We start from the raw sequence: 11,297 nt of genomic DNA, 5'->3' as shown, positions 1-11,297 counted from the left end.
TACCCAAACACCTCTGATCAATACGGCGCGCCCACGGCCTTCGCCGAATGCTTACTTCTGATCCCGTTAACGAGCCTGCCCATGGAACGCCAGAGTTTGGCGAAATGATGCAGGGGTACGGTGCGTTCACCAAACACGTGCAGGACACAGCTAAGTTCGTATCCGGCGATGCTTTGCAAGGGACAGAGACGGCGACGACCGTGTCTGTGCGCAGCGAAAAGACCGAAACGATGGACGGTCCATTCATGGAAACGAAAGAAGTGCTGGGCGGGTATTATCTTCTCGAATGCGCTGATCTGGATGACGCGATTAAGACGGCGGCGATGATCCCGACGGCAAAGTTCGGTCGGATCGAGGTTCGCCCTGTTGTTGTTTGAGACAACTAGGGGTTTCGCTGCGAAATGGCCCTTTCACGGACGTCTAAGGACGAGATCGAACGTGTTGTTCGGGAAGAGTGGGGGCGCATTTTGGCCAGTTTGGTCAAAACGCTCGGCGATTTTCAACTGGCCGAAGATTGCCTGCAAGACGCGCTAATCAGTGCCTTTGAGCATTGGGAGCGCTCTGGCCTGCCGCGATCCCCTGCTGCTTGGCTGCTGAAAGTCGCGCGGCGCAAAGCGATTGATCGGATCAGGCGCGACAGAGGTTTCGCGGCGAAACTTCCCGAATTGACCTATCTTTATGAGTTGGAAAACAGCGTCGATGACGTGGAGGAGGGCGGCGTGATTTCCGATGAGCGTTTGCAAATGATCTTTATTTGTTGCCATCCCGCCTTGGCCGAAAAGTCGCGCGTTGCCTTAACGCTTCGTTCACTTGGGGGGTTGAGTACGGATCAAATCGCTGCCGCTTTCCTTGATACGGGCGAGGCAATGCAGCGTCGGATCACACGGGCGAAGATCAAGATAAAAGGCGCTGGGATTGCCTATAAAGTGCCTGAAGTTGAGGACCTGCCAGAGCGTTTGGCATCGGTTTTGCGCACACTTTATCTGATTTTCAACGAAGGCTATTCAGCGAGTTCTGGCGAGGCTTTGACGCGCGTTGATCTGTCTAATGAGGCGATCCGTTTGGCGCGGATTACTGCGCATTTGATGCTGGATGAATGCGAGGTTCAAGGCTTGTTGGCGCTGATGTTATTGCATGATTCCCGTCGCTCTACGCGTGTTGGGGGCAACGGCGAAGTCGTCACGCTAAAGCATCAAAACCGTGCGCGCTGGAACCGTGCCAAGATTGAGGAAGGGACCGCGATCTTGCAGGCGTGTTTGCCGCTTGGACGCACTGGCCCGTATCAGATCCAAGCCGCGATAAGCGGGGTTCACGCGCACAGTGTCGATTGGAAAAGCACGGATTGGGCGCAGATTGTTGAACTTTATGCGGCCCTTCTGTGTTTTGAGAACACGCCAGTTGTTCAGCTAAATCAAGCAGTCGCGATGTCGATGGCGGGTACGCCTGAGCGCGCTTTGGAAGTGCTGTCTGCTTTGGAGGGTATGGAAAGTTACGTGCCATATCATCTCGCGCGGGCAGAAGTATTAGGCAAGCTTGGGCGCACTCTTGATGCGAAAGACGCGCTTTGTTTGGCGCTTGAGCATACGCAGAAGAGCGTGGAAGCGGAGTTCATTCGTACAAAATTAGGATATCTGCATTAGGCAAAGAAAAATGCGCCAGAACAGGTCCGGCGCATTTCTTTTTCAGGAGGTCAGATGACTTAGCTTTTGCCGTTCCAGCCAGAGACTGCCTTGATTTCCAAGAACTCTTCGAGACCAAAGATACCGCCCTCGCGTCCGTTACCGGACTGCTTGTAACCACCGAATGGGGAACCTTGCGCAAAGCCCTGTGCGTTGGTTTCAACCATGCCTGAGCGTAGACGACGTGCCACGCGGCGACGCTTTTCATCGTCTGGCGTTTGTACGTAATTGGTCAAGCCATAGGGCGTGTCGTTGGCGATTGCGATGGCTTCTTCTTCGGTGTCGAAGGGGATCATCGCGAGCACTGGGCCAAAGATCTCTTCCTGTGCGATGCGCATGTCATTGGTTGCATCTGCAAAGACCGTTGGTTTGACGTAGTAGCCACGGTTCAACCCGTCCGGACGACCAAGGCCACCTGCGACGAGCTTGGCTTCGCCCATGCCGACTTCGATCAGACCTTGGATTTTGTCGAACTGCGCTTTGGAGACGACGGGGCCGATGTGCTTGCCCTCTTCAGAGGCAGGACCAACATGTGTGTTCTGTGCAGCCTCTGTGACCACCTCAACAGCGCGGTCATAAACGGAACGCTCAACAAGCATACGCGTAGGTGCGTTGCACGACTGGCCAGAGTTGCGGAAGCAACGGTCTGCGCCGTATTTCATTGCGCGCTCACCAGCGTCAGCGAAGATGATGTTCGCGCCTTTGCCGCCAAGCTCAAGGCTGACGCGCTTCAAGGAATCCGCCGCCGCTTTGGAGATCAGAATGCCTGCGCGAGACGAGCCTGTGAAGCTGACCATATCCACATCAGGGTGCACGGAAAGCTGCGAACCAACACCAACACCGTCGCCATTAAGCATGTTGAACACGCCTGCTGGGAAGCCCGCTTCATGCATGAATTCAGCGAACAACAGGCCGGAGAGCGGGGCAATCTCGGAAGGTTTCAGCACCACTGTGCAGCCCGTCGCGATTGCTGGAACTGCCTTCAGAACGATCTGGTTCATGGGCCAGTTCCATGGCGTAATGCATGCGACAACGCCGATCGGCTCTTTGAGTGTCATCTCTGTTTTTGTGTACTCAGAATCGAATTCGAAATCGCGGAAGGCTTTGATGAAACCATCAAGGTGCCAGCTGCCTGCGCCAACTTGCTGCGCGCGCGCGAGGTCCTGAGGCGCACCCATTTCCATAGACATGGCTTGCGCCATTTCTTCAGCGCGTGCGTTGTAGATTTCGAGCAGCTTTTCGAGCAGCACGAGGCGCTCTTCTTTGGAGGTCTGGGACCAGCTCGCAAATGCATCCTTCGCAGCGGCGACGGCAGCGTCTGTGTCGGCTTGTCCACCTAGAGAAATGACTGCGCATGTTTCCTCATTAGAGGGGTTGATGACGTCGAAATCGTTTGCAACAGCGGGGTCAACCCATGCGCCATTGATGTAAAACTGACGGTGTTCTTGCATTGGAATGCTCCCATTGAATTCCATGTATGCGGGGTTTGGCCTCGCAAATCAGCGGTACTTTGTCACCGCGCGCGCTTTCGCGCAAGGGAGGGGATGTAAGCTAAAGCGAGAGTGCCTAAGTTACGTCTAGTCAGAGTCCAAGAGCGACATGAAAGGTCACAAAATGAGTCTTCGTATCAATGAGGTTGTTCCGAATTTCACCGCAGAAACGGATCAAGGCACGATTCAGTTCCACGATTGGATCGGTGAGAGCTGGGCGATCCTGTTTTCGCATCCCAAAGATTTTACGCCTGTTTGCACCACCGAGTTTGGCGCAGTTGCGCAGCTTTCGGCTGAGTGGGAAGCGCGTGGGACCAAGGTGATTGGTGTGTCTGTAGACGGTGTAGAAGATCACAAGAAGTGGAAGGGCGATATTGAAATTGTCGCTGGCACGAGCGCTGGTTTTCCCATTATCGCGGATGAAGGTCTCGCTGTGTCCAAAGCGTTCGATATGCTGCCCGCTGAGGCGTATATGCCCGATGGGCGCACGCCTGCGGATAGTGCGACTGTGCGGTCTGTGTTTATCATTGGGCCAGACAAGCAGTTGAAACTGTCGATGACCTATCCGATGACAGTGGGTCGCAATTTCGCGGAGATCTTGCGCGCGTTGGATGCATTGCAGACCTCAGCAAAGCACAGTGTCGCGACGCCTGCGAATTGGGAGTTGGGGCAGGATGTGATTATTCCTGCGACGGTTTCGAATGAAGATGCTTTGGCGAAGTTCGGTGAGTATGAAACGGTTTTGCCGTATTTGCGTAAGGCGCAAGTTCCGAGCTAGTGCTGGAAACAACTAAGGGCCCAGCAAAATTGCGAGGCCCTTGGTCTAAAGTTCAGATCGTTTAGAAACGATAGCTGGCTGTGATGGCGATATAAGGGTAGACGCCGAATTTCGACAGCTCATCGTTGATGTTCTGAATTTCACTCGCAACGTCATCTGCTGGCGCCGCAGGTGCGGACAAAGCAACGTTCAAGCCACCCATTCCAATCGCGCCGACTTCACCGCTGAGTGTGAAGCTACGGCCAATGTTCCAATCGTACCCAACAGAAAGCATTGGCGAGATTTTGCGTTTGAACTCAACAGATGCGTTTGCGGTTTGACCGCCTGTCAACGTAGTCCCGCCAATGGTAATTGGATTTGAAAGGCTAGCAGTCGTGGATCCGGAGAAGTTTGTGTTGGACACAAAAGCACCGCCAGAAACGCGAAAGCCGGAGCTGCCTGTGTAATAATCGCCAAGCAATGCGAAACCGCCGAGTTGGCCGCTGGTGTTATATGTCACACCGTCAATCGTTTGTGTGCCACCGCCGCCTAGGTTTTTGGTGCTGATGCCGCCTGAAAGCACGCCACGAACGCCCCAGTTTTGATTAATGCGATATGCACCTTCAAGGTTTGCACCAAGGGTTGAAAGGCCGAGGCCAAAACGCATGCCGCTGTCTTGGGCGAATGCGCCGCTTGCCATTAGTGCAATCGCGGAGGCGGCTGTTAACATAAATTTCATCATAATCTCCAACTCTAAACAATCAATGCACTTAGCCGCGCCAGATTTTTGGGGTCAATCATGCTGTGCAAGCAGAGTGAGAGTTGACGCGGGACTGCAACACTTTTGACGGGAAAACCCCCGCCACGAGGGAAATGTGGCGAGGGCTTCGCGGTACTATCCGTGAGTGAAGGCACCGGTAATGTTTTACACATGCCCTGTCTTGGGCCTTTAAAAACGGGGAAAAAGATGTGCTTTTGCCCCGCTTGATTTATTCTGCGTCGAGCAAGCCGGAGCGGAACAAGATGCCCGCAGCGATTGCGCCAATGATGGGTGCAACGATGAACAACCACAGTTGTGCGATAGCTGTGCCACCGACGAAAAGTGCTGGCCCGATAGAGCGCGCAGGGTTCACAGAAACGCCTGTAACGTTGATACCAACCAAGTGGATCACAACCAGCGCGAGACCAATCGCGAGACCTGCCATTGCAGATGGCGCGCCTGCGCCCGTCGCGCCAAGGATGACGACGAGGAACAAGAAAGTCGCCACAACTTCAAATACGAAAGCAGCGGTCATTGTGTATTCGCCCAAATAACCTGCGCCCCAACCGTTTTGGCCAAGTCCGTTTGCTGCAACGGTGTAATCTGCTTTACCCGATGCGATGATCATCAGAACAAGCGCACCTGCGATACCGCCCGCAACTTGCGCGATGATGTAGGGCACAGCTTCTGCGACGCTCATACGACCCGATGCTACAACACCGAGCGTAACTGCCGGGTTAATGTGGCAGCCCGAAACAGAGCCGATGCCATATGCCATGCCAATCAACGCAAGGCCGAATGCAAAACTGATTCCTGTGAGGCCAATGTCGCCACCAGCGATGACAGCTGCGCCACACCCGAAAAGTACGAGTGTGAATGTGCCGATAAATTCTGCGAGAGGTTTTCTCATGTCGTGTCCCTTTGTTTTTATGTGAGGGGACACTTAGACGTAAAACTACGTGTTCGAACGGGGAATAAACCCATCAAAAAAGCCCCGATGTTTCCACCGGGGCTTTTCTAATTCAATTCAAAGAAAGTTTAGTCGTCAGACTTTTCAGCCGCTTCTGGCTTAACTTCTTCGCCAGTTGCTTGGTCAACAACTTTCATGGACAGGCGTACCTTGCCACGATCATCAAAGCCCAAAAGCTTGACCTTAACGTCTTGACCTTCTTTGAGAACGTCGGATGGGTGGTTCAAGCGACGGTTCTCGATTTGAGAAACGTGGACCAGACCATCGCGCTTGCCAAAGAAGTTAACGAAGGCGCCGAAGTCGACGATTTTCACAACTTTGCCGTCGTAGACCATACCCTCTTCAGGCTCAGCAACGATGGACCAGATCATGTCGTAGGCTTTCTTGATGGATTCGCCATTTGGCGAAGCAATCTTGATGATGCCTTCGTCGTTGATGTCCACTTTCGCGCCAGAGACTTCAACGATCTCACGGATAACTTTACCGCCAGAACCGATGACTTCACGGATTTTGTCTGTTGGAACCTGCATTGTCTCGATGCGAGGAGCGTGCACAGAGAATTCCTGCGCGCCAGAGATGGCTTTGCCCATTTCGCCCAAGATATGCATACGGCCGTCTTTGGCCTGTGCCAGAGCTTTTTCCATGATGTCAGGCGTGATGCCCGCAATCTTGATGTCCATCTGCAAAGAGGTGATTCCGTTCTCGGTACCCGCCACTTTGAAGTCCATATCGCCGAGGTGATCTTCGTCGCCAAGGATGTCGGACAGGATCGCGTAGGAACCGTCTTCTTCCATGATGAGACCCATCGCAACACCAGCAACCGCGGACTTGAGCGGAACACCCGCATCCATCATCGACAGGGAGCCACCACAAACAGACGCCATGGAAGACGACCCGTTGGATTCTGTGATCTCGGACACAACGCGAACTGTGTATGGGAAATCAGTTGCCGCCGGCAGAACCGCCTGAAGCGCGCGCCAAGCCAGTTTACCGTGACCGATTTCACGACGACCGGGAGGGCCCACACGACCAGCTTCACCCACAGAATAGGGAGGGAAGTTGTAGTGCAACAGGAAGTTGGATTTGAAGTTGCCGTGCAGCGCGTCGATGAACTGCTCGTCGTCTCCGGTACCCAATGTCGTTACGACCAAGCCTTGCGTCTCACCGCGTGTAAACAGGGCAGAACCGTGTGTACGTGGCAGGATGCCTGTCTCGGAAACGATTGGACGGATCGTTGTTGTGTCACGACCGTCGATACGCTTGCCCGTTTTAACAACGTCGCCACGAAGGATGCCAGCCTCGAGGCCCTTCATCGCGGAACCTAGGTTCGCATCGGCAAGCTGCTCTTCTGTCAAAGCGGCTTGGATCGTTGCACGTGCGGCAGCAACGGCTGTTGTGCGCTCTTGCTTGTCCGTGATCGCAAACGCTGCGCGCATTTCTGTTTCGCCTGCAGCTTTTACAGCGGCGGAAAGGTCAGAGTAGTCAGCAGGTTGGAAATCAAACGGCTCTTTCGCACAATCTTCGGCCAGATCAACGATCAAGTCGATCACAGGCTGGATCGCTTTGTGCGCGAAGTTTACAGCACCGAGCATTTCTGCCTCAGACAGCTCATACGCTTCGGATTCAACCATCATTACGGCGTCTTTTGTGCCAGCAACAACAAGGTCGAGACGCTGCTCAGGGTTCAAACGCAGGTCCTGCATGTCATCGACAGTCGGGTTCAGCGTATATTCACCATCAACGAAACCAACGCGTGCACAGGCGATTGGTCCCATGAAAGGAGCGCCGGAAATCGTCAGCGCCGCAGACGCCGCGATCATCGCAAGGATGTCTGGGTCATTGTCGAGGTCGTGTGACAGAACTGTACACATCACCAAAACTTCGTTTTTGAAGCCAGGGACGAACAGCGGACGGATCGGACGGTCGATTAAACGTGCTGTTAGTGTTTCTTTTTCGGAAGGACGTGCTTCGCGCTTGAAGAAACCGCCGGGAACTTTACCCGCCGCGTAATATTTCTCTTGGTAGTGTACGGTCAAAGGAAAGAAATCCTGACCAGGCTTTTGTTTCTTGGCGAATGTAACAGCGGCCATTACCGATGTTTCACCAAGTGTGGCGATGACGCAGCCATCAGCCTGACGTGCAACTTTGCCCGTTTCGAGTGTCAGCGTGTCTTCGCCCCACTCAATTGATTTTTTCGTAACGTTAAACATGTATCGTTTCCTAGTTGGAAGCACTCCCGGCGTTCCGGGTCTTCCGTTCAATTAGTGGCCCCATTGCCACCGGCCCATTTCATCATGTGTGCGCCTAGGCCAAAGCATCACGTCTCAGATAGCGCGCGCTTACAGTAATTTGCGCTGTTTGGGAAGGGGTTTGCGAACTGGCTACAAGAGCGAAGGCGGCGCATCGCTTGTTTTGGTGGCGGGTGTCAGGCCCATGCTTAGTCCGCGTCCAATGCGATGAGCGAGAGCGGACCAACTTTGCGCGATATCGGGGGTCAAGTTTTCTGCAAGTACTTGATCGAAAAGGTCTAGCCAGATGGGGAAATGTGTGGCGTGCACATTGCCAGCGGCTTTGTGGATTTGCATCGGATTGCCGTTGTATGTGCGCTCCAAAAGGATCGCATTGCGCCAAAAGCCGGCGATCTTTGCTTCGTGGTTTGGCCACTTTTCCACGTGCTTGGCAAAGACAGGGCCAAGCGTGTCGTGCACACGTACTTTTGCATAAAATGCAGTGGTGACGCGGTCGATTTCAGCCGCCGTGATGTCAAATCGCGCAAGCACTTAAGCGACGATGATCCAAACCAAAACGAGAGAGAGCACGAGATAGATCAGCGTATTGACCATCCAGCGAATGAGACCCGCGTCAGAAGTCGGATCGACCCCCATACGCTCACAAATTTTCGTGCCGGGCCAAAGGATCATGTCTGCGATGCTCATTGCGCTGTCCTTAAATCAGTATTCCGTATGCGTATTAAATAGATGTTTTAAATGCGCATTGCAAATGCTATTTATAGTGTCATGCAACTAGATAAATTTTCTGACTACGCCCTACGCATTTTGGTCGCTCTTGCGGCGCATGCGCCGAGCAAGCTTGCTACATCGCAAATTGCCAAGATGTATGATGTGTCCGAGAACCACCTCGCCAAGATAGCAACGGCTCTGGCGAAGGCGGGGTATGTGGTGTCCGAACGTGGCAGAGGTGGTGGGCTGACCTTGGCGAAGCCTGCTTGCGACATTTCGATTGGCCATGTTTTGCGCGCGCTCAAGAAAGATGAGCCTGTCGCGGAGTGCTTTGCGTCGGGTGGATCTTGCGCGATTTTGCCAGCCTGTGGTTTGCGAACCCCTTTGCAAGAGGCGCAAGAAGCGTTTTTTGCTGTGTTGGATGGGTATTCATTAGCGGATGTTTCAAGCGCGCGCGGCGCCTTGCAAGACTTGCTTCGCCTTTAGTTCTAATCGAGATCTGAGGCGTCGTACTCGTGTCGTCCCGTTTCTGAAGGAAGCGCAATTTTCAGAGTCCAAATCCGGCGCACATCGTCCATACCAAGTTGCGGATGTTCTGCCAGAAAATCGCGTGTGTATTGATTGAACTGGTTGTGTGGTTCGATCTTGGATTGAAAACTTGGATCAGCTTCGCGCTTTTTCATCGCTTTATATTCAGCGCAGGCATCTGCGAGCGTTTTGCCCTCGTTAAATTTCATCCAAGCCATGAATTCTATATTGAATTTGAAGCTGTCCCCGAGGTGCTTTTTGAAAAAGCGCCTGACATTCTGGGTGTTTTTGTAACTGTTGGTGAGGGGTGTTTCCGGTGTCAGTGGCTCTGCGTGCCAATCAAACTTGGACCGTTTTGTTCGTGGCTTTGGGGCAATGTTGTCGCTCTCGCCTGTGTCCAAAAAATGGGCAATGCGATCCAATATTTCAAACTTCGCACCGGTAGATTTCAGGCCAAACCGTTTCGCTTCGGCTGCAAGGTCAGACTTGAGCCAGTACCATTGCTTCAATTTTGAGCCGGTTTTGATGGTGTCGATCCGGGGCTTTGCAGGTGCGGTCATAACGAGAACATAGCAAACCGCTCGCAAAAGAAAACACCCGCCTTTTGCAAGACGGGTGCTTCAATAAGTGTGAATTTTCTAAAAAATTCGCGTTTAGCGACGCAGGCCGAGACGCTTGATCAGGTCTTGGTAACGTGCTTCGTCTTTGCCACGTGTGTAGTCCAGCAGCTTCCGGCGCAGAGCGACCATCTTCAGCAGACCACGACGACCGTGGTTGTCTTTTTTGTGTGTTTTGAAGTGCTCTGTCAAGGTCGCGATGCGGCTCGACAAGATAGCAACTTGTACTTCTGGGGATCCTGTATCGCCTTCTTTGGTGGCGAACTCTTTCATCAGACGTGCTTTTTCTTCAGGTGTAATCGACATCGGGGTCTCCTTTAATTGGTTAAGGGTTGATGGCGCAGGCCGGGATGTCGTCCAGCAAGGCCCATGGAGAATCGTCCGGTTTTAAGGTCGGACACGCGCAGTTAAGTCAGATCGTACGCAAAAGAAAGGAAAAACGACGGAGTTTAGGTGCGCTCGACCAAGCTGATGTCGGAAAGCGTCGGCGCATCGCCCGTGACAGTTGCTAAAGTCGTGCCGTTTGATTGGACCAACCAGTGCCCAATCCCAGCGTTATCCTGCGTGATGTTGATCTCTGGAACGCCTTCAGCGCCATCATAGAAAAGCACCAATGTGTCTTCGCCTGCTTCGAAATCCCAAATCTGTGCACTACCAATAGCGGCGCTATCAAGCACAACAGTATCCGCGCCAAACCCGCCAGAAACGTCATCCCCCGCACCTGCAAAAATCGTGTCATCCCCATCGCCGCCATTCAGAAAGTCAGCGCTTTGCACATCGCTTTCCCAGCCGTTCAAGGCGTCATTGCCGGTGCCGCCATTAAGTAAATCGTTGCCTTCACCGCCATCAAGGAGGTCATCGCCGGAACTGCCAATGAGCGTGTCATCCGCCAAGCCGCCCCAAAGCGTATCCTCGCCTTCGCCGCCATAAAGACTGTCGTTGCCGCCGCCACCATTCAGGTGGTCGTCATCCCCGTTGCCGCTGAGTGTGTCGTCGCCTTCGCCACCAAAGAGTGCATCATCGCCCTGATCGCCAAAAAGTTCGTCAAAACCATCGTCGCCGCTCAGATCATCATCGCCGCCATTACCGTGCAACACATCGCGATCTGCACCACCGCTGACGGTATCATCGCCACCGCCTGCCATGATGTTATCCGCGCCAGCATCGCCAAAGAGTTCATCCGCAGAGTTGGTGCCGAACAACAGGTCATCAGCCCCGGTTGTTTCATTCGGCTCGACCTGCGTGTCGCCGTTTTCATCGATAAAAGAGAACAGATCACCGGAAACGTCGCCCAGTTGGACGGTATCAATCTCTGAAACAGTCGCATCTGCAAAGGGATCGTCATCCTCTGATGTTTGAACCTGAGAAGGCTCGAAAAACATCATGGACCCAATCGCGAACATTCCCAAAAGACTTGCCAGAATAAGCATCACACACCTCAAATTCTCGCCCCACCGGATGTGTTGCAAACAGCATGTCTTTATACACAGAGTCCTCGAGCACCCGACTTTTGACGGGTTGACGTCTGACCGTAGA

The 11,297-nt window shown here is 53.3% G+C and carries 13 protein-coding genes; 4 read left to right on the top strand and 9 right to left on the bottom strand.

The window, feature by feature from the left end:
• Positions 1-47: 47 nt before the first annotated feature.
• Together PFRI_RS00300 and PFRI_RS00295 are read left to right on the top strand one after the other, a co-directional pair.
• Positions 48-377 carry a YciI family protein gene (locus PFRI_RS00300; RefSeq protein WP_072628776.1) on the top strand — a complete coding sequence of 110 codons (330 nt, stop codon included), beginning with the start codon at positions 48-50 and terminating at the stop codon, positions 375-377.
• A 24-nt stretch (positions 378-401) separates the two neighbouring features.
• Entirely contained in the window at positions 402-1,640 is a 1,239-nt protein-coding gene (locus PFRI_RS00295) for an RNA polymerase sigma factor (protein ID WP_072628775.1), read from the top strand.
• Positions 1,641-1,699: 59 nt separating this feature from the next.
• Here PFRI_RS00295 and PFRI_RS00290 read toward each other — a convergent pair whose 3' ends face one another.
• On the bottom strand, positions 1,700-3,130 hold the full coding sequence (locus tag PFRI_RS00290) for an aldehyde dehydrogenase family protein (RefSeq protein ID WP_072628774.1): 1,431 nt from the start codon (positions 3,128-3,130) through the stop codon (positions 1,700-1,702).
• Positions 3,131-3,293: 163 nt separating this feature from the next.
• Here PFRI_RS00290 and PFRI_RS00285 point away from each other — a divergent pair, with 163 nt between their 5' ends.
• Positions 3,294-3,947: a peroxiredoxin gene (locus tag PFRI_RS00285; RefSeq protein WP_072628778.1), complete on the top strand. Its 654-nt coding sequence runs from the start codon at positions 3,294-3,296 to the stop codon at positions 3,945-3,947.
• A gap of 61 nt (positions 3,948-4,008) precedes the next feature.
• On the opposite strand, the gene PFRI_RS00280 is transcribed toward PFRI_RS00285, so the two are convergent.
• The 5 genes from PFRI_RS00280 to PFRI_RS21215 all read right to left on the bottom strand — a co-directional run bounded on the left by PFRI_RS00280 (position 4,009) and on the right by PFRI_RS21215 (position 8,592).
• Positions 4,009-4,665 (bottom strand): hypothetical protein, encoded by a 657-nt coding sequence (locus PFRI_RS00280; RefSeq protein ID WP_072628773.1) that lies wholly within the window; start codon positions 4,663-4,665, stop codon positions 4,009-4,011.
• 250 nt (positions 4,666-4,915) lie between these two features.
• Positions 4,916-5,596 (bottom strand): aquaporin Z, encoded by a 681-nt coding sequence (gene aqpZ / locus PFRI_RS00275; protein WP_072628772.1) that lies wholly within the window; start codon positions 5,594-5,596, stop codon positions 4,916-4,918.
• Positions 5,597-5,724: 128 nt separating this feature from the next.
• Positions 5,725-7,866, bottom strand: a complete 2,142-nt coding sequence (gene pnp, locus PFRI_RS00270) for a polyribonucleotide nucleotidyltransferase (protein ID WP_072628771.1) — start codon at positions 7,864-7,866, stop codon at positions 5,725-5,727.
• 171 nt (positions 7,867-8,037) lie between these two features.
• Positions 8,038-8,436, bottom strand: coding sequence for a group III truncated hemoglobin (locus PFRI_RS00265; protein ID WP_072628770.1), 399 nt, complete (start codon positions 8,434-8,436; stop codon positions 8,038-8,040).
• Positions 8,437-8,592, bottom strand: coding sequence for a hypothetical protein (locus PFRI_RS21215; protein WP_170124891.1), 156 nt, complete (start codon positions 8,590-8,592; stop codon positions 8,437-8,439).
• An 81-nt stretch (positions 8,593-8,673) separates the two neighbouring features.
• On the opposite strand from PFRI_RS21215, the gene PFRI_RS00260 reads away from it, so the two are divergent.
• Complete coding sequence (locus tag PFRI_RS00260; protein ID WP_072628777.1) at positions 8,674-9,102, top strand: RrF2 family transcriptional regulator; 429 nt, start codon at positions 8,674-8,676, stop codon at positions 9,100-9,102.
• A gap of 2 nt (positions 9,103-9,104) precedes the next feature.
• On the opposite strand, the gene PFRI_RS00255 is transcribed toward PFRI_RS00260, so the two are convergent.
• The 3 genes from PFRI_RS00255 to PFRI_RS00245 form a co-directional block, all read right to left on the bottom strand.
• Positions 9,105-9,704 carry a DUF6434 domain-containing protein gene (locus tag PFRI_RS00255; protein WP_111445653.1) on the bottom strand — a complete coding sequence of 200 codons (600 nt, stop codon included), beginning with the start codon at positions 9,702-9,704 and terminating at the stop codon, positions 9,105-9,107.
• A 93-nt stretch (positions 9,705-9,797) separates the two neighbouring features.
• A complete protein-coding gene (rpsO, locus tag PFRI_RS00250) occupies positions 9,798-10,067 on the bottom strand; it encodes a 30S ribosomal protein S15 (RefSeq protein ID WP_072628768.1) in 270 nt (89 codons plus the stop codon).
• Between the two features lie 143 nt (positions 10,068-10,210).
• Complete coding sequence (locus tag PFRI_RS00245; RefSeq protein ID WP_072628767.1) at positions 10,211-11,191, bottom strand: calcium-binding protein; 981 nt, start codon at positions 11,189-11,191, stop codon at positions 10,211-10,213.
• Positions 11,192-11,297 lie beyond the last annotated feature (106 nt).

The organism is Planktotalea frisia, assembly GCF_001890925.1.
GTDB classification, from domain to species: domain Bacteria; phylum Pseudomonadota; class Alphaproteobacteria; order Rhodobacterales; family Rhodobacteraceae; genus Planktotalea; species Planktotalea frisia.
The sequence above is the reverse complement of the archived record's forward strand: the minus strand, read 5'-3'. Positions and strand labels throughout refer to the sequence as shown.